At 50.3% G+C, this 18,704-nt stretch carries 16 protein-coding genes and 1 riboswitch; of the genes, 3 read left to right on the top strand and 13 right to left on the bottom strand.

The features are described 5' to 3' along the window. Nucleotides 1-40: 40 nt before the first annotated feature. Both AC4E8D_RS07480 and AC4E8D_RS07475 read right to left on the bottom strand, forming a co-directional pair. Nucleotides 41-724, bottom strand: a complete 684-nt coding sequence (locus AC4E8D_RS07480; RefSeq protein WP_221819238.1) for a queuosine precursor transporter — start codon at nt 722-724, stop codon at nt 41-43. A 375-nt stretch (nt 725-1,099) separates the two neighbouring features. After that, a complete protein-coding gene (locus AC4E8D_RS07475; RefSeq protein ID WP_237176479.1) occupies nt 1,100-2,497 on the bottom strand; it encodes an L-cystine transporter in 1,398 nt (465 codons plus the stop codon). Nucleotides 2,498-2,849: 352 nt separating this feature from the next. Here AC4E8D_RS07475 and AC4E8D_RS07470 point away from each other — a divergent pair, with 352 nt between their 5' ends. Continuing rightward, the gene (locus tag AC4E8D_RS07470; RefSeq protein ID WP_405131642.1) at nt 2,850-4,550 is read left to right on the top strand and encodes a methyl-accepting chemotaxis protein; all 1,701 of its coding nucleotides are present in this window, start codon (nt 2,850-2,852) and stop codon (nt 4,548-4,550) included. A 126-nt stretch (nt 4,551-4,676) separates the two neighbouring features. On the opposite strand, the gene AC4E8D_RS07465 is transcribed toward AC4E8D_RS07470, so the two are convergent. From AC4E8D_RS07465 to cobD, 11 genes are all read right to left on the bottom strand, one after another. Beyond that, nucleotides 4,677-6,221 carry a cobyric acid synthase gene (locus AC4E8D_RS07465; RefSeq protein WP_490206476.1) on the bottom strand — a complete coding sequence of 515 codons (1,545 nt, stop codon included), beginning with the start codon at nt 6,219-6,221 and terminating at the stop codon, nt 4,677-4,679. Nucleotides 6,222-6,346: 125 nt separating this feature from the next. Further along, a complete protein-coding gene (cobS, locus tag AC4E8D_RS07460; RefSeq protein ID WP_405131641.1) occupies nt 6,347-7,237 on the bottom strand; it encodes an adenosylcobinamide-GDP ribazoletransferase in 891 nt (296 codons plus the stop codon). Next, on the bottom strand, nt 7,234-7,794 hold the full coding sequence (gene cobU / locus AC4E8D_RS07455; protein ID WP_405131640.1) for a bifunctional adenosylcobinamide kinase/adenosylcobinamide-phosphate guanylyltransferase: 561 nt from the start codon (nt 7,792-7,794) through the stop codon (nt 7,234-7,236). The genes cobS and cobU overlap by 4 nt, the downstream gene beginning before the upstream one ends. Further along, nucleotides 7,791-8,912, bottom strand: a complete 1,122-nt coding sequence (gene cobT, locus AC4E8D_RS07450; RefSeq protein WP_490206010.1) for a nicotinate-nucleotide--dimethylbenzimidazole phosphoribosyltransferase — start codon at nt 8,910-8,912, stop codon at nt 7,791-7,793. The genes cobU and cobT overlap by 4 nt, the downstream gene beginning before the upstream one ends. Nucleotides 8,913-8,957: 45 nt before the next feature. Further along, a complete protein-coding gene (locus tag AC4E8D_RS07445; protein ID WP_490206009.1) occupies nt 8,958-9,770 on the bottom strand; it encodes an ABC transporter ATP-binding protein in 813 nt (270 codons plus the stop codon). Further along, nucleotides 9,767-10,813: a FecCD family ABC transporter permease gene (locus AC4E8D_RS07440; protein WP_490206008.1), complete on the bottom strand. Its 1,047-nt coding sequence runs from the start codon at nt 10,811-10,813 to the stop codon at nt 9,767-9,769. Before AC4E8D_RS07440 ends, AC4E8D_RS07445 begins: the two co-directional genes overlap by 4 nt. Then, a complete protein-coding gene (locus tag AC4E8D_RS07435) occupies nt 10,810-11,808 on the bottom strand; it encodes an ABC transporter substrate-binding protein (RefSeq protein ID WP_490206007.1) in 999 nt (332 codons plus the stop codon). Before AC4E8D_RS07435 ends, AC4E8D_RS07440 begins: the two co-directional genes overlap by 4 nt. Nucleotides 11,809-12,214: 406 nt before the next feature. Continuing rightward, a riboswitch (cobalamin riboswitch) is annotated at nt 12,215-12,363 on the bottom strand. Nucleotides 12,364-12,510: 147 nt separating this feature from the next. After that, nucleotides 12,511-13,197, bottom strand: a complete 687-nt coding sequence (locus AC4E8D_RS07430; RefSeq protein WP_490206006.1) for a histidine phosphatase family protein — start codon at nt 13,195-13,197, stop codon at nt 12,511-12,513. Beyond that, nucleotides 13,188-14,168 (bottom strand): adenosylcobinamide-phosphate synthase CbiB, encoded by a 981-nt coding sequence (cbiB, locus tag AC4E8D_RS07425; RefSeq protein WP_221819347.1) that lies wholly within the window; start codon nt 14,166-14,168, stop codon nt 13,188-13,190. The genes AC4E8D_RS07430 and cbiB overlap by 10 nt, the downstream gene beginning before the upstream one ends. A 44-nt stretch (nt 14,169-14,212) precedes the next feature. Continuing rightward, nucleotides 14,213-15,043, bottom strand: coding sequence for an adenosylcobinamide amidohydrolase (locus tag AC4E8D_RS07420; protein WP_221819223.1), 831 nt, complete (start codon nt 15,041-15,043; stop codon nt 14,213-14,215). Beyond that, nucleotides 15,040-16,191, bottom strand: coding sequence for a threonine-phosphate decarboxylase CobD (gene cobD, locus AC4E8D_RS07415; RefSeq protein ID WP_490206005.1), 1,152 nt, complete (start codon nt 16,189-16,191; stop codon nt 15,040-15,042). Before cobD ends, AC4E8D_RS07420 begins: the two co-directional genes overlap by 4 nt. Before the next feature lie 189 nt (nt 16,192-16,380). On the opposite strand from cobD, the gene lplA reads away from it, so the two are divergent. Both lplA and AC4E8D_RS07405 read left to right on the top strand, forming a co-directional pair. Beyond that, nucleotides 16,381-17,385, top strand: coding sequence for a lipoate--protein ligase (gene lplA / locus AC4E8D_RS07410; RefSeq protein WP_237176486.1), 1,005 nt, complete (start codon nt 16,381-16,383; stop codon nt 17,383-17,385). A 287-nt stretch (nt 17,386-17,672) separates the two neighbouring features. Beyond that, a complete protein-coding gene (locus tag AC4E8D_RS07405) occupies nt 17,673-18,476 on the top strand; it encodes a Cof-type HAD-IIB family hydrolase (protein WP_062833159.1) in 804 nt (267 codons plus the stop codon). Nucleotides 18,477-18,704: the final 228 nt, after the last annotated feature.

Genomic DNA, 18,704 nt, shown 5'->3' with positions numbered 1-18,704 from the left:
ATCATCGTTGGCTAATGATACACGCTCATAACGATATTGTCTAAGCCTCATCCTTAAACTTAAAGCTGCGTGCAGCATACAGAAACGGCGTTCCAACCGCAGTTAATACAAATTTAATAATATACGTCGTCAGGAAGATTTCCAGCCAAACATCCCAAGGGTAGATGAACGCAAACGCGATCGCGCAGAACACCAGTGTATCCACGAATGAACTGATGATCGAACTACCGTTGGTGCGTATCCACAACTGATTGCGTCCTGGGGCTACCTTGCGTAACCAGGAGTACAATCGTACATCCAAGAACTGACTGATGAAGTATGCCGTCAGACTTCCGAGGGCCAGACGTGGCAGCAGACCAAACAATGTTTTCATCGAATCCTGTGCAAAGTCCGTTGGTGCCGGTTCAAAAAACAACACCATCTGCATCAGAACCGTAGTCATAATCAACGTGAAAAAACCGAACCATACGGCTTTGCGTGCCTCACCTGGTCCATATTTCTCATTGAGCAGATCACTGGTCAGGTACATGCTGACATACATCGTGTTGCCTAACGTCAGTACGATTCCCATGATATCTATCGTTTTGGTCACCTGAATGTTGGCTATAACCGTAGCCACACCAATCCAGGCATAGAGACCTTTTTTACCGAACAAGCGGTAACACAACAGGAAAAATCCATAAGTTACGAGAACAAAAACTGCTCCCCACCCTAAGTTAAACATAAATACATACACTGCCTTCCTAGTTTTGATTACGCGGGATGGTTACGAACCGCGGTTTGGCTCAGGGCCAAAACATGAATACTCTATCACATTTCTCGCCCCATGAACAGAACTAAATAACTCCAAGTGTGCCTGAGTGACTACGAACCCGCCTATACTCCTCCCGTGTCCCTCTCGACCATACTAGTTTTTCCTACCTCTATTCCCCTTGCACCGTGTATAGAAAAAGAAGACTGCTTCACCACTGTGCACAGCATAGTTTGATTGCCGTAAAAAAACCGCCCTCCGGATTCCTCCGAAGGACGGCTTTTCTCACTTGATTTGTAGACGGCTCTAGCTATCTTAATGTGAGTTTCTATCTAATCCATTCTGTAATTAAGCCTGAGCCGCAGAATCCAGCTCACGGCTCTGATCGTTAAACGTGTCCCGATCGTTTTCCTTCAAAATTTTGCTGGTTACAAGTCCAGAAGTCATGGACCCGTTCACGTTAAGCGCTGTACGGCCCATGTCGATCAGCGGCTCCACGGAAATGAGCAGTCCAACCAGAGCCACAGGCAGATTCATGGTGGACAATACGATCAGGGAAGCGAAGGTTGCCCCGCCGCCAACGCCAGCCACACCAAACGAACTGATCATGACTACGAGGATCAAAGTCACAATGAAGTCCCAGCTCAGCGGGTCGATGCCGACCGTCGGAGCAATCATCACCGCCAGCATGGCCGGATAGATCCCGGCGCAGCCGTTTTGCCCAATCGTAGCACCAAAGCTTGCAGACAGGTTCGCAATGCCGTCCGATACGCCGAGTTTCTTCGTCTGTGTCTCCACATTCAGCGGGATCGCTGCTGCACTTGAACGGGATGTGAAGGCAAATACCAGTGTTGGCAGCACCTTCTTCAAATACGTAATCGGGTTGAACCCGGACAGCGAGATAATGATCAGGTGAATAATAAACATCACGATGAGGGCCACGTAGGACGCAATGACGAATTTGATGAGCTTTAATATCTCTTCCGCATTGGTTGTCGCCGTTACCTTTGTAATCAGTGCTAGAATCCCGTAAGGCGTAAGCCTCAGCACCAGCGTAACAATTCGCATAACCACCGCATATACCGCATTAACCATACCGCGGAACGTCTCCGCCTGCTGAGGTTTTTTGCGATCCAGTCCAAGTACGGCTACACCGATGAACGCAGAGAAGATAACCACCGCCAGTGTGGATGTACGACGTTCTCCTGTCATATCTGCAAATGGATTCGAAGGAATGAATTCCAGCACTTGCTGCGGGATTGTCTGATCCTTCACATCAACAAGCCGTTCCTCCACCTTCTGAATCTGCGCATTCTCCCGGTCTCCTCCTTGAATCTCAATGGAAGTCAGGTTAAAGCCAAGGCTCGTTACAATGCTGACACCTGCGGCAATCGCTGTGGTGATCAACAGAATGGCAATAATGGAAACACTCATCTTGCCGAGATTTTGCTTGCCCTTCAGATTCATAATGGCTGAGATGATCGACACCATGATTAATGGGATCACGACCATTTGTAACAAACGAACATATCCTGAACCGACCAGATTGAACCAATCGACTGATTTTGTAACTACATCAGAGCCTGATGTGTACACCAATTGAAGAATAACCCCGTAAACAATCCCCAGTCCCAGACCCGCAAATACGCGTTTCGTAAAGGAGATATGCTTTTTCTGCATCCAGTAGAGGATGCCAAGTAAAACAAGCATAACCACTACATTCAATATGACTAGAAAAGTATCCATTTCTTTAAATCCTCCTCAGGCATGTGTGTAACCGGAACATATCCGGTTTTCTCTTCTATCTTTTGTACTTCCGACAAAGACATTTTACAATATAACATATAACAAACTATTCTGGTAGGTATTAATTGATATTATGTAATATGCATGTAATAGATTCATGTATTTCTGAAAAAAATACACCAAATCGTGAAAATTGTTCTATTCAACCTCCGGTTAATTTTGTAATATAGGTATATCCGCTTATTCCCAAGTTTTCTCAATGTATAATTTAGGTCTTTCTTCATTGGTAGATAGGTCTTATGAATACGGAAAAGCGACAATGTTAATGAACTTGACGTGAAAGGATGATCATATGTTTCGTAATCGCACCGTTGCCGGTAAAATCAGAGGCACCTTATTCCTCGTTCTGCTGGTTGCTTCCCTGTTGTTCAGTATCAGTTTCTACGCCGTTTCGATGAATATTATTCAAAGCTACGTGCTCCCGCAGTTTGACAAAGTCCTAAACACGTCCATTCAGGATATATACAAAAATACTTCAGCTTCCAAAATCCTACAGGTACAGAGTGGCGGAGCCGGTTCTGAAGGTGCTGCCATGACCGTGGAATCGTATCTGGCAGATAAAGCAAAAGAACATAATCTGGATGCTGCTTACGTTGTTGCTATTCAAGATGGCTCAGCCAAAGTGGTTGTGGCCAACTCTTCCTCAGGCATGAAAGCCCAGGATGAGATTAGTGTAGAACCTGCAATGAATGCAGCTATTGAGAACAAAGAAATGGTAATCAGTGAGGTCTACTCCGATTCCTTTGGTGTACATAAAGCAGCCTTTATCCCCATTGCAGGAAGTAACATGATTATGGCTGTGAGCATGGATGCCCAGTTCATTCAAGACAAGATTACCCAGATTTTCTGGTTGTGTCTGGGGATTACAGCATTAGTGTTTGTGCTCGGCTGGCTTATCTCCACTAGTATGATCAAAAGAGTTACCAAACCAATCATCAAGCTCGTCCAACATAGCAAACAAATATCCCAAGGTGATCTGACCGCTAAACTAGAGATCAAAGGTAAGGATGAAATTGCCCAGCTTGCCGCTAGCTTCCAGACGATGACGCATAACCTGAAAGAAATGATTAGCCGTGCCTTGTCCACGTCCAATGAAGTTGTATCAGGCTCCAATGACCTGCTTCAGCGGGTTGAATCGATGTCCGGTATGGTTCGAAACTCCAGCCGCTCCGCAGAAGATGCCGAAAAAGGCAGCATCAGCATTGCGTCAAGCGCATCCGAGAACGCCAGAGCTATGGAAGAAATTACGCAGGGTATCATGCATATTGCTTCTTCTTCCGCTGAAGTGTCTGACCAGATTAGTGAAGCAGCCAACGAGGCAGTTAACGGTAACCGACTGGCTCAGAATGCCATTGAGCAGATGGAGCGTGTAGGCCAGACAGCAAGCGAATCGTTGCGTTATGTGGAAACTATGAATGAACGTTCGGTAGCCATCGGCACCATTGTTGCTTCCATTTTTGAGATCACCAAACAGATTAACATGCTGTCACTCAACGCCTCCATCGAAGCAGCACGTGCCGGAGAGCATGGCCGCGGATTCGCTGTTGTTGCTGGAGAAGTTCGCAAACTTGCCGAGCAATCCAAGACAGCAACCGAAGAAATTTCGGATTATCTGGGTACCATTCGTGAAGACGCTGAACGCTCCGTTGACGCCATGAACCGTGTAACCCAGGAGATTGGTTCAGGCACAACTGTCGTTCAACAAGCAGGATCAGCCTTCCAGCAGCTGAATGAATTGATTCAGAACGTCAATCTGACGATCCAGACCGTCTCTGCTTCTACACAACAAGTATCTGCTGGTGCTGAAGAAGTGAGTGCATCCGTTGAAGAAACGGCACAGATTACGACCAAATCTCGTGAGAGCATGTTACAGATTGCTTCAACAGCAGACCTGCAGCTCAGCGAGATGGATTCCCATTCGAATACAGTTCGTCATCTGCATGAACAAGCTGTAGAGCTTCAATCCGCCATGAAAAATTTCAAAATAAACTAACAGGTTAACCATTAACCTATCATCACCTGTTTTAAACCTCATATAATCATAGGATATACAATACCCCCATGCCGCTAACATTCCGTTTCTAGAGAACGGGTTGTCAGACATGGGGGTATTGTTGTTTCACTCGGGTGCCTGAACACCCATAATCTCGTACACGCGCTTCATATCCAATGCCGAACGCAACGATTCGGCTACCCGATCGAACTCCATCTCCTTACGTTCATGCGCACTATACGTCTCCTGAAGTGGAGCCAGTCCCTTTCCTTCACGCAAGGCATTCAGCCACGAACGTCGGAATTGATCACTTTCAAACAAACCATGCAGGTAGGTTCCCCACACGCTGCCATCTACTGAGCCCCAGCCTTCTTGGAAAGGTTGACCACCTGGATGTGAGATTTCAAACAACGCGGTTACCCGTTCAGGCTCGTGGCACTCCGTAACACCCATATGAATCTCATATCCATTAACAGGTAATGAAGCATCTGTTACATCTCGCTCACCATACAGACGAAGCGGGTGATCCGGCTGCACCCGTCCGGAAGCTCTGACGGTCTGCTTTTCCTGAAGAAACGTTGTCGATAGCGGGAGCCAGCCAAGTCCTTTTGCTTCCTGGATCTGATTCGCCTCCACAGCAAACGGGTCTTTCAGATGACGTCCCAGCATCTGGTATCCGCCACATATTCCTACCAGCTGAAGATGCTCACGCTCGGTCTGACTGGCAATCGCCTGCTCCAGCCCAGACTCACGCAGATATGCCAGGTCACCTATGGTATCCTTCGTACCCGGTAGAAGAATGGCATCCGGACTGCCCAATTCCTCTGGCGAGGTCACGTAACGCACATTCACATCCGGTTCACGGGAAAGTGCATCAAAGTCTGTAAAGTTGGAAATTCGCGGATATCGGATCACCACCAGATCCAGATCGGTTTTGCCGGATTTTCCATGACGCATGGAGTCCAGCACCACTGAATCCTCTGCTTCAATCTGAATATCTCTTATGTAAGGCAATACCCCTAATACTGGAATGCCTGTCCGTTCTTCGAGCCAGTCGAGTCCTGGTTGCAACAGGGACAGATCACCGCGGAACTTGTTGATAATGAACCCTTTGACACGCGCCACCTCATGGGGTTCCAGCAGCTCCAGCGTACCTACAATGGAAGCAAACACTCCACCCCGATCAATATCGGAGATCAGAATCACCGGCGCATCGGCCCAGCCTGCCAGATTCATGTTGACGATATCCCGGTCCTTCAGATTGATCTCGGCCGGACTGCCCGCTCCTTCCATCAGCACAATATCATAGGTATCCCGTAGCCGGTTCAACGCATCCATAACCGTCTGCTTTGCTTGAGGCAGGAAATGCTGACGGTAGTCCGATGCACTCATCTGGGAAAAAGGTACACCGTGAACCACGATCTGCGAATGCATGTCCCGCACCGGCTTGATAAGGATTGGGTTCATATCGGTTGTCGCCTCAATACCGCAGGCTTCAGCTTGTGCCCCCTGGGCCCGACCAATCTCCTTGCCATCTTCCGTCACATAGGAATTCAGTGCCATATTCTGTGACTTGAACGGAGCAGGCTTGAAGCCATCCTGCTTAAAAATCCGGCACAATGCCGTTGTGATGACACTTTTGCCCACATCGGAAGCCGTTCCTTGCAGCATCAGTACCGCCGCTGGTTGTGATAGCCTATCTTCCACGCTCTCTCCCCCTGTCTCCGTGTATATCCAGATCACCTTGCTCCCAACCTCATGCGTAACGTTTTCCAAACTGCTCCATACTTCAAAAGTTACAGCCAGAACAGTCCTTGAAGCACACTCAGCACAGTCAACAAAGCCGCCTCCAGCAGCTCATTCATGGCACCATACGTATCCCCGGTTAAACCGCCGAGCCGTTCACTGATCCGGGCAGCCACGAATCGGCCGATATAATAACACGCCACAGGCAGAATAATAACTGCCACCACCGGGTATAGCCACCATGGCAGTGTTCCCAGACCACTCACCATCGCATCCGCAATCCCCATATCCGGCTTGAAAAGCCACACCGCGGCAAACGTAATTGCCCCTGCGATTAAGGTCAGGCCCACAGCTGAACTTCGTGCACGCTGGACCTCCTTCCGCTCACCCAGACCTTTGAACAATACGGCAAGTCCATCATCTTCGCGCGCATTCGGCCAGGCCGACATTGCATACACCATGAACCAGCGGCTCCAGATCATGGGCAGGATCAGCAGCGCACCGTACACCCAGTGGCCCCGGGCAATAAAATCGGCGATCAGCGCAGCCTTCATCATCAGAAGCAACACGCAGGCGATCACGCCCATTGCCCCGACACGGCTGTCCTTCATAATCTCCAGCATCCGTTCACGGGTACGATAACTGAGCAAGCCATCCGCCGTATCCATCCATCCGTCAAGATGGAGTCCTCCGGTGAGCCATACCCATAACGTCAGGGTCAGGACGGCAGCCGGTAAGGCCGGAAGCACTGCACCACTTAAGGCTCCCAAGAGCCAGACACACAGACCGATTGCAGCACCGACCAGCGGATAAAAGACTACACTTTCCCTCAGCAGCGGCGGGACAAAATCGATTTGCATTTTGACAGGGAAACGGGACAAAAATTGAAAAGCGGCTGCCGCCGCATGTTTGCGCTGAGGAGCAGGCGTGCCATCCTTCATAAGCGGTACTCCTTGCTTTTTAGTTCAATCGCAATGCCTACGGTCACCAGAAACACTTCACCGCATATCGCCGCAATGCGCTGATTCAGTATACCGGCCAAATCCCGATATTTCCTGCCAAGGGCATATTCCGGTACGATCCCGTCCCCCACTTCATTCGTAACCAGAACAAGTAACCCGGGATAGGTTCGAATCGCTTCAACCAGCGCATCCAAATGTCCCTGTAACACCTGCTTCTCGTCATGCTCATGCGCTAACAAAACATTTGTCAGCCACAGCGTCAGGCAATCCACCAGAATGGTGGGTGCAGAAGTCTCTGTATGCCCTTCACCCATACGGCTTATCAAAGCAGGCAGATGTATCGGCTCTTCCATCGTGTGCCACAGATACCCTGATGCCTCGCGCTGATGCTGATGCATGGCGATGCGCTCACGCATTTCATCATCGTACGCCTGAGCTGTCGCCACATACCAGGCCTCCGAGGAACGCTGCATGCAGAGACGCTCGGCAAAGGAGCTTTTGCCACTGCGTGCGCCGCCTGTCACCAGTACGCTCATCGGGAACTCTCTCCTTGCAGGGATGAATCAACCGACGCTGCGGAGTCCGAAGCATGGCTTGCCCCGTCTGAGACACCCGCGCTTGCAAAGGTAGCCATCTCGTTCAGAATGAGACAAGCTGCGTCAATCAGATGAAGACTAAGCACGCCGCCTGTGCCTTCACCCAGACGCATGTCCAGATCCAGCATCGCTTTCAGGTCCAGTTCACGCAGTAGCGCTCCATGTCCATTTTCGTGTGACGTATGAGAAGCGATCATATAGGCTGTGCTCAGAGGTGCAAGTTGTCTCGCCACCAGCGCTGCCGCGGTAGAGATGAACCCGTCTACAACGACCGGGCAACGATGAGCAGCGGCTGCGAGGATAACCCCCGTGAGTCCGGCAATCTCCAGTCCACCCACCTTGCACAGAACATCCAGTGCATCTTCCGGGTTCGGTGCGTTTACGCTAAGCGCCCGGCTGACTACAGCAGCCTTGCGCTGCAAGCCTGCATCATCAATGCCAGTGCCTCGCCCCACGGCGGCAGCTGGTGCAACTCCGGTTAACGCGCTCATTACCGCAGCACTTGCAGTAGTGTTGCCAATTCCCATCTCCCCGGTGACAAACAGCTGTGTTCCCTTCGCCACCTCTGCCGATACAACTTCGGCTCCTGCAAGGATAGCCCGAACTGCCTCATCCCGGGTCATTGCTGCCCCTCGGGCCATGTTGGCCGTGCCTTTACGAATTTTACGGGAAAGCAGGTCCGGATGTTCAAGATCGGCATTCACCCCGATATCCACACAGATCACATCAGCTCCGGCGTGACGGGCAAGCACATTCACCGCCGCGCCTCCAGCAAGGAAATTCAGGACCATCTGCGGGGTCACTTCAGCAGGAAAAGCACTGATGCCCTCTTCCACTACGCCGTGATCTGCGGCCATGACAATGACCGCTCTGTGATCAAAACGCGGACGTGCATTGCCCGTCATGCCTGCCAGGCGGATCACCAGCTCTTCCAATTTGCCCAAGCTTCCCGGCGGCTTCGTCAACGAATCCACATGTCCAGAGGTTTCTGCCGCCACTTCCTGATCAGGAGCAGTAATCTTACTTGTTAAATGCTCCAACACCTGTTCATTATTCATACAACCAGCACTTCCTTCATCAAAATATGGGTTGCCCCGCTTCATTTAATCGATGTCCCGCCGCAGCAGCAGTTGAGGTATGGCATGGTCGGGATGGGAGACAATCGCGGGTTTGACGCGAAATATGTCTTGGATGTTCTCATCGTTGATTAACGTATGAGGTGTCCCCTTTCCAACCGCCATTCCCTCACGTAGCGCCAGAATGTGATCGCAAAATAACGCGGCCAGATTCAGATCATGCAGCACAGCCACAATTGTAATGTTAGTCCTCTGTCGCCATGCCGATAACAATTCCATGAATTGCAATTGATATTTAATATCCAGAAACGTAGTCGGCTCGTCCAGTAGCAGTAACCTCGGCTCCTGAGCCATAACTTTGGCTAGTGCGACCCGCTGCCGTTGCCCGCCACTGAGTGCGTCCAGCGGTCTGTCCGCCAGCTCTGTCAATCCCAGGTCTTCGAGCACCCTGTCCACCACAAGTGCCCCATCACCCGTTTCCCGCCCCAGCCAGTTCTGGTACGGATATCGCCCCATCTCCACCACGTCTCGCACGGGATAGGAGATAGCTGGCAAGCCATCCTGCTGCAATACAGCGATCATGCGCGACAGGTCCTTACGGCTGTAAGAGCCGATGTCTCGACCATCAATATGGATCTGACCTTCGCTTAACTGTTCCGTTCCGGCAATAAGCTGAATCAAGGTGGACTTGCCGCTGCCGTTTGGTCCGACAACTCCCCACCAGTCACCTTCGCCAACATGCCAGTCTACACTGCGCAGTGCCTGGTGATTGCCATATGACTTCCCTGCTCCCTTAATGGAGATAAGTGAAGTCGAGTTGGAACTGTTACTGGAATTCATGGCATCATCCCCTTCTGCAACTTTTTGTTCCGGTGCAGCAGGTAAGCAAAGAACGGCGCACCAACAAAGGCGGTGACGACACCAAGCGGAATTTCAGTTGGCGCCAACAACGATCTTGCGATGGTATCGGCCCACACCATGAAGATCGCTCCACCAATGGCAGACAAAGGTACCAGCAGTCGGTAATCCGGTCCCACCAGCAGACGCAACATATGCGGGATTACCAATCCAACGAATCCGATGACACCCGATACCGAGACAGCACCTGCGGTCAGCAGTGTGCCAACTGCTAGCACTGACAGCTTGAGCTTGTCCACTCCGATCCCGATATGTGCGGCTTGACGTTCTCCCAGTGCAAGCACATTCAACGAGCGTGCGCGGCTCCAGAGAAAGACCAGTCCTAACAGAAAATACGGGAAAAGGATGGCCGTATACGACCACCCACGCAGAGCCAGACTTCCCATCGTCCAGTATATAATTTCATTAATCGTCTGTTTCGACATGGTCGACAGGAAGGAAACAACTGCGCCCAGGAAACTTTGCATGACCACACCAGCCAGAATGAGGCTGTGTGTAGGTATTTTACGCCCTTCACGAGCCAGTACCATAACAAACCACAACGTGATTGCACCCGTCAAAAACGCCACCAGTGGCAACGTCCAGATTCCGATCAGTGCATACTGCAATCCGAAGAAAATCAGAAAGGCTGCACCCACCGAAGCACCGGATGATACGCCCAGGGTGAACGGGTCTGCCAGCGGGTTCCGAAGAACCCCCTGAAATCCCGTACCGGCAATCGCCAACGATGCGCCCACGAGCACGGCAAGCAGTACACGTGGGAATCTGACTTTCCAGATAATCTGTTCGGCTGCCTTATTCCAATCCGGTGTAATCCAATCGCCTACCCATGGAATTTTGTGAATCAGGATGCCTGCAATATCCCGGATCGGCAACGCTACTGAACCAATGCCCGTGCAGATGAGCACGGTGAGCACCAGCAGCACCATGCCCGTCGTTCCGAACAGGATCAGCTTTTTACTCATTGGAACAAGTCAGGGTAGATCGCTTTGGCTACTTCTTTCAACCCTTGAGTTACACGTGGACCCGGACGGCTCAGCAGGTTGGCATCCAGGCCAATAACCGCGTCATTTTTCACAGCCGTAATTTGATCCCAGCCGCTGCGCGCCTTGATGATCTGATCCAGTGTTTTAGAGTTTTCGTCAATCACATCATTGGCGTACAAGATCACATCCGGGTTGGAGGCAATCACGTTTTCTTCATTAATTTCATACCAGCCCTCTTTGTCCGAAGCAATATTGGTACCGCCGGCTACGGTGATGAGTTCATCCATGAATTCGCCTTTACCCACAGTCCAGCCTGGGGAGAACTCAACGTATACTTTTTTCTTCTCTTCCGGTTTAACTGCCTTCACCGCTTCGGTTACATCTGTCACATCCTGTTTCATCTGTGTGATGATCTCCTGAGCTTTTTCCTGATGATCGGTAATTTTACCGAAGGTTTCGATATTATTCATCACATCGTCAATGGATTTAGGATCCGTTTTGAAAATGGTAATGCCCAGTTCGCGCAGCTTTTTCACCGCATCCTCACTCATCGAGATACCTGTGAAGACAATGTCGGCTTCAGCTGCAATGATGGACTCTTCATTAGGCTTGGTGATACCGCCCATTTTAGCTTTGGTTGTTGCCGCTTCCGGATAATCGTCATAGTCGGATACACCAACGATTTGATCGTCCAATCCAAGGGCAAACAGGGATTCCGTCTCAGCCGGAGACACAGATACAATTTTGGCTGGTGCCTTTTCAAATGTGAACGATTCACCCGTTGCATCCGTAACGGTCAGTGGATATTGTGTTTTGAGGTCCGTCTGCGCCTGGCCTTGGGACTGCTCCTGTGCCGGTTGCTGTGAAGTACCTGTGCCCTCGTTTGTTGTTGCATTGCCACATCCGGCCAAAGCCAGTGCAAGTGCCGCTGCACTTAGCAGTGACGCTACGCTTTTCCAATTCTTGAAATTCATTCTGTTATTCTCCCCTTCTCTATTTGTACTATTTTCTTGCATCGTGCTCGAACCCTTATTCCCCATGTCTTGGTGTTCCTGTACAAGTAAAACCCATCCATTTTACACAAGTCCACTCCGATTGCAGTACCATCTTCCGATCGCTGTTATCCCCAGATTTTTTTGATTCCCTTTTCGAAAGGGAAAATCCGGGGATAAAGGCGAACACTCCGTTTCTTCAGATCGGTTCTGCACTCTTCGTTAACGTGTAAAAGTTCGTTTTTTTTACATGAACAATAAAAAATCCCCAATCCATACGTCCAGGATCAGGGATGACGTCTCGCATATGGCGATCTGTACATGTTCAACCAAGGGTTGTCCATGCGCATAGAATAGCCCGAAACGCTGTCCTTTCCTCGAAGGAACACCGGTTTGTACGTCCAGGGCAGGTAACCTGACTTACAGGAATCATCCTGTTTTACAGTGGCGGGACCGTGCCGGATTTGCACCGGCTTCCCCATTTCACCCTTGTGTGTTCATGACTCATACTAATCTGCCATGAAAACAGCCTTCACACGCGGGACCCTTGGTCGCTGATATGGTAAACCATTGCCGTGTAACTTCTGCATGCTGCATACTCCTTCAGGCTTCACATCCTGCAGCGTATCTGTATCCATACTGAAGTCACACTTCTGTTGTGATTATAGGGTATATTGTACATCCTTACAACCCGATTGGCGGAAAAGTCACTCTGCTGCCAAACCACTGATTCCCCTGTTGATCAAGCTGAACCTGAATCGCCTGCCCCGGGACGACATGTGTATCCCAGAATCCAAGACCGGCAATCAGACGGGACAAAGCATACCGGATGACACCACCATGTGTGACCACAACTATGGTTGGCACTTGCCCCTCATCAACGTGCATCGAAGGACGACCCTCCAATAACATCTCTTGGAGAAAGGAATCCAACCGTCCGGTAAACTCCTGCCACGATTCCCCGCCGGGCGGAGTGACCTCCTGCGGGGTATCAATCCAGTTTCGGTACACAGGGTTATCCTTAAGCTGATCATACGTCAGCCCTTCCCACTGTCCAAAATCATTCTCGCGCAGGCGCGAGTCGAACTTCACCTTTCCGCTGGCATCAGGAAGAATCTGTTCCAGCGTCTGTCGGCAGCGAAGCAGATCACTGCAATATACCTCATTCCACGAAACACCGCTCAATTGTTCATGAAGCGGAGCCAGCTCTTCTTTGGCATTTGGCAGCAGACCGATGTCGGTATGCCCCAGATATCTTTTTTCCAAATTCCACAGCGTTGTCCCATGACGGACCCACAGAATGTTTCGTTTCAGAGGCTCAGGCTGATTCATATGTACTTCATTGCCTGTATTTCCTTCATTTATGACCATAACAGCGTCCCTCCTGCCAGCCACACGCCCAGCGTTATGAGCACGCATAGTACCACAAAAGCCCCTGCCGACCAGAACATCAGACGTGATGTTTGCACAATATCCTCGGCCTTCATCGGCCGTGTGGCTTCACCCATGTAGGCACGAAATGAAGCAACTCCGTGATACACGTTATGTCCGCCAAGCCGGATGCCCAGTGCTCCAGCCACCGCTGATTCGGGAAAACCGCTATTCGGACTTGGATGTAATCTTGCATCCCGTGCAACCATGCGTGCTGCTCCTTTGGCGTCCAGCTTCATGACCCAGGCACCCACGATTAACAGAATCGCGGTCAGCCGGGCAGGTATCCAGTTCGCCACATCATCCAGACGGGCCGAGGCCCAGCCAAGATGCAGATACTTGTCATTTTTATATCCGACCATGGAATCCAGCGTGTTGACGGCACGATAAGCCATGGCAAGCGGAGCGCCTCCAATGAGCGCATAGAATAACGGGGATACAATGGCATCCACGATATTTTCGGCCACCGTCTCTACCGTTCCCCGCACAACCTCCGGTTCATCCAGATGAGCCGTATCACGCCCAACAATCATGCTCAGTGAAGTTCTGGCCGCCGGCCAATTCTGCTGCTTCAGATGACGATACACTTCCATGCCTGCATCCTTCAGCCCTTTTGAAGCAATGGTTGTTGCAATGAGCACCACTTCAGCTGCGGCTGCAATGACAGGATGAATCAGCCCAAGCATATATACGAGTCCCCACGTGATGGCAAAAGAACTCCCCGCGATCACCATCGGGAATAACAGCCCGGCTCTCTTGAGCCCCGAATCTGTGCGCACACGCGAGCGAATGACACGCTCCAACGCCGAGATGCCTTTTCCCATGCCAATGACCGGGTGGGGAATCCAGCGTGGATCTCCGATACATCGGTCCAACAGGTACGCAAGTATAATAATCCAGGCTCCCGCCATGCCTGTCCAGAACGGCCAGGTCCATAGATGCTCCACATCAAAAGTCATTTGTGCCTGATCCTCTCTTTCCATAACAGTCCGGCCCGAAGGCTTTCCGTCACCGTGTCGTATACCAATCTGCCAATCGTTGCCCCTGCCGTAGTCGCTGTTCCGGCATAAGTGATCATCGGCTGAGGTTCCTCCACTGCCTGACGTACCGCAAACACAATGGCATCGGTTGTGGTGCCGGTGGCGGGCAACCCGTTCTCCGAATCCGGAACACCCGCATCCGCCAGCGCTGCCGCTTTGGCTTCCACCGCCGTCTGTACCGCATTCACCATCGCCCCGGTGGTCATGCGTCCATTCAACCAGAGCATGATGTTAATTGTACCCGGGACATAGGGTGGCAACGTTAGATTCTGTGCTGAAGGATCAGAGCGCTCCCGGCCGGAAGACATCGTCTTATTTCCCGCCGTATCAAATACCGTTCTCTCCGACCCCGCGCGTGCGGCATTTGATACACCCGCAGTGGTGCAGCACAGAAGACCAAATTCATCACTTGTATATTCCTGAATGGAGGTATGCTCCAGTCTTACGGCCGTCAATAATCCGGCACATTGATCCCGCGGCTCTTGCCATTGGTTCAGCGCTTGTTCGATATCACGCGGCGGATCATCACAGCGGTAATGCCTGTCCACATAGATGTTAAATATGCGATCCAGTTCAAGCATCCCGCCGCCATATACTGCACTTGACAGCGCTTGGGCAGCCCTTGGGCTCTGTGCTTTGATATGTCGTTCATGTGCAGATATGTTCAGTCCAGGCCAGGAAGTGGCCGCATATTTATTCTCACCTGTTTCTCCATTCGCAAAGTAGTTATAAAACGGGAGTGTCACTGCCGCTCCCCTCCCTGTTCCTCATCTTTCGTCTGATCAACATTCGGATATCCCTTGATTTCCAGCACGCTGCCCAGCACTTCCAGTAATGTAGCATTGGCATCTGCATCCTTGACCGCGAAACGTACATGCCCTTTGTCAAGCCCCTGATACATGGCACAGCTGCGAATCAGGATACCTCTTCTACCCAGCGCCTCCTGCATTGATGCCGCTGTCCAAGGGGCCGGCACACGTGCCAAAATAAAATTCGCCTCTCCCGGTGTCACCGCACATCCGTACGCCTTCAGTCCTGCGATGAGATGACCCCGTTCCCGCGTGATCTGTGATATGGTCTCCTGTTCGTACCGTTCTCCGCTGCGCAGACAGGCTTCACCTGCCATGAGTGCCAGACCGTTGACACTCCAGGTCACCTGTTTCTTTGTCATCGCCTGAATGTATTCGGCACGGCCCAGAGCATATCCGAGACGCAAGCCCGGAATGGCATAAAACTTTGTCATTGAGCGAATGATGATCACATTCGGATAATCATTCAGATGTGCTGCCAGGGACTGACGCCGGGCTACCGGAATAAAATCCATAAATGCCTCGTCAATGACAAGTACGGTTCCCGTTTCTTCCGCTTTACGGGCAAGCCCTTGTAATACCTCAAGTGGATATTGTACACCGTTTGGATTGTTGGGCTGGCCAAGGAAGAGCAGGTCTACCTTTTCCATGAGCTGCTCGATGTCCTCGGGTTCCGCTCGCCACGCCAGTTCTTCTCTTCCCTCCGTATACACAACCTCGGCACCGAATTGTCGTGCCAACGACCGGTACTCCGAGAATCCCGGTTCCACCGTACCCACCTTGCGAGGGGCAAGCCCCAGCAGAATGAGCGCCATGCTTTCGGCTGCGCCGTTGCCCACGGAAATCTGCTCCTGCATCACACCAAGACGCTCGCTCAGCAGTGCTTTGAATCCCCGATGCGCCGGATCGGGATACCGAATCACCGACTGCAATCCTTGCTGTATAGCCTCCAGCACCCCTCCCGGCGGACCGAGCGGATTAATGTTGGCACTGAAATCCAGAAAATCAGTAGCTTCCCTCCCAAATCGTGACGCAGCCGTCTCCACGTCCCCGCCATGTCCGAACACTTCGATATAACCGGTCATTCTTCCGTCATCCTTTCTGTATGTCCTTTTTATTATGGATGGCACGGGAGGTGTGGGTCAATCCTGTTTTCTTTGTGTCCCAACCATAATTCGTTTACAATAGAAGAGGAATTTCGGTTCCTTTTGATATACAAGGTTCACTACATAAGGGACTAGCAATCCCTCACATACATTAATGGAGGAATGACCATGCTGTTTGTAGACAACCAGGGCATTACAGATCCTTCTGTAAACCTTGCCATTGAGGAGTACATTCTGAAGCATCTGCCGATGGAGGATGACAGCTATCTGCTGTTCTACATCAACCGTCCGTCGATTATCATCGGAAAGCATCAAAATACGATTGAGGAAATTAATATCGAGTACGTTCAGGATAACGGTGTGCAGGTGGTTCGTCGTCTTTCGGGAGGCGGAGCGGTATATCACGATCTGGGCAATCTGAATTTCAGTTTTATTACAGCGGATGACGGTCAATCCTTCCACAATTTCCGCAAGTTCACCCAGCCTGTGGTCGAAGCACTGCACGAGCTTGGTGTAAATGCCGAGTTGACCGGGCGTAATGATCTGCAAGTCGGCGAAAAGAAAATTTCGGGCAACGCCCAGTTTTCCACACGTGGGCGCATGTTCAGTCATGGCACATTGATGTTTGATCTGAATCTGGAGCATGTTCAGGCTTCCCTGAACGTCAATCCCGAGAAATTCAAATCCAAGAGCACCAAGTCCGTGCGCAGCCGGGTCGCCAACATACGGGATCTGATTGACACCAACCTGACGATTGAGCAGTTCCGCGATGAGCTGTTACGTCACATTTTCAGAATGGAGCCACAGGACGTCCCGCAATACAAGCTGACTGACAAGGACTGGGACAAAATTAAGGAAATCTCCGCTGAGCGTTATAACAACTGGGACTGGAACTATGGCTTGTCTCCAGAAAGCAATGTGAAGCACACTCGCAAATTCCCTGTCGGCATCATCGATCTGCGCATGAACATCAAGGATGGACGCATCGAAGATATCAAAATCTTTGGCGACTTCTTCGGCGTAGGCGATGTGGCTGATATCGAAAATATGCTGCGTGGCAAGCGGTATGAGGAATCCGAGGTGCGTACTGCACTTGAGGGCCTGGATGTAAAACATTACTTCGGCAACCTTGAGCTGGAAGACTTTATTGGCCTTGTTTTCCTGGAAGAGTAGGTATATAAGTTCAACCCAAGAATGTTTACACCTGCCACTCCGATGACAGAATAACCTTCCGATCGCTGTTATCCCCAGATTTTTTTGATTCCCTTCTTCATAGGGAAAATCCGGTGATAGCTTATGCTTCCGATGTAGCTTTCTTTCAGAAAGCTTTCAGGCGAACGCTCCGCTTCTTCCGGTTTTTTCTGTCCTCTCCGTTCTCGTGTAAAACGTCTAGTTGAACTGATATAGTTAAGTCGGGTATAGATACAAATAGATACAGATAAAAAAGGAGAGAAATACAGATGACCTACAAATTAATCGCAATCGACATTGATGACACCTTGATCAACGATAACAAGGAAGTAACCCCTGCTACACAGACTGCACTGGAACAAGCGGTTGCCCATGGTGTAACTGTAACGCTGGCGACTGGACGTGCTTATGCTTCCGCACAAGCGCTTGCTCGTCAAACCGGACTTAACGTGCCAATCATTACGTATCAAGGCGCATTGGTGAAAAACCTGCTGGACGAAAAAGTCCTCTATGAGCGCTACGTTCCACAGGAAGCTTCCCGTAAATTGTATGATTACTGCCTGGAGAACAATCTCCACCTTCAAACATACATTGACGACAAGTTATATGCCCGTGAGGAAAACGACAAGCTGCGTGATTATGCCAAATTAAACGGCACCCAATATTACATCGAATCTGATTTCATCAAAGTCATCGAACAAAAGACACCGAAGCTGCTCATTATCGATGAGCCAGACTACTTGGATAAGGTTGCCGTTGACCTGCGTGAATTGCTCGGACCACAAGTGCATATCACAAAATCCAAACCTTACTTCCTGGAGATCATGCATAATGAAGGAACTAAAGGTCACGCCTTGACCTTCCTGGCTGACCATTTCGGTCACCAGCTCAGCGAGTGTATTGCCATCGGCGACTCCTGGAACGACCATGAGATGCTCGAAGTTGCTGGTCTTGGTGTAGCGATGGGGAATGCCATCCCTGCCCTGAAAGAGCTGGCGGATTACATTACGGCAAGTAATAACGAAGACGGCGTGAAAGAAGTTATCGAGAAGTTTGTGCTGAACGCAGAGTAAATAAGATCAACGAACAGCCCAGTCGGCGAATTTCGCCGTACAGGGCTGTTTTTTTGATTTTAAAAATATGTTCATTATCCTATTTAAACGATTATATTAGGTATATTTTTCTGTTATTTTTTATGTTTTGAGAGCAACAATGCGGTAATCAAGGATAATTGTAGCGAAATCGTAATCGCCATAGATAAGATGACACGATTTGTATCTTGGACATCGGCAAAAAACAAA

It is taken from the genome of Paenibacillus sp. SRL342 (assembly GCF_984798905.1).
Note: the sequence above shows the minus strand (reverse complement) of the source record. Positions and strands in the feature narration are given on the sequence as shown.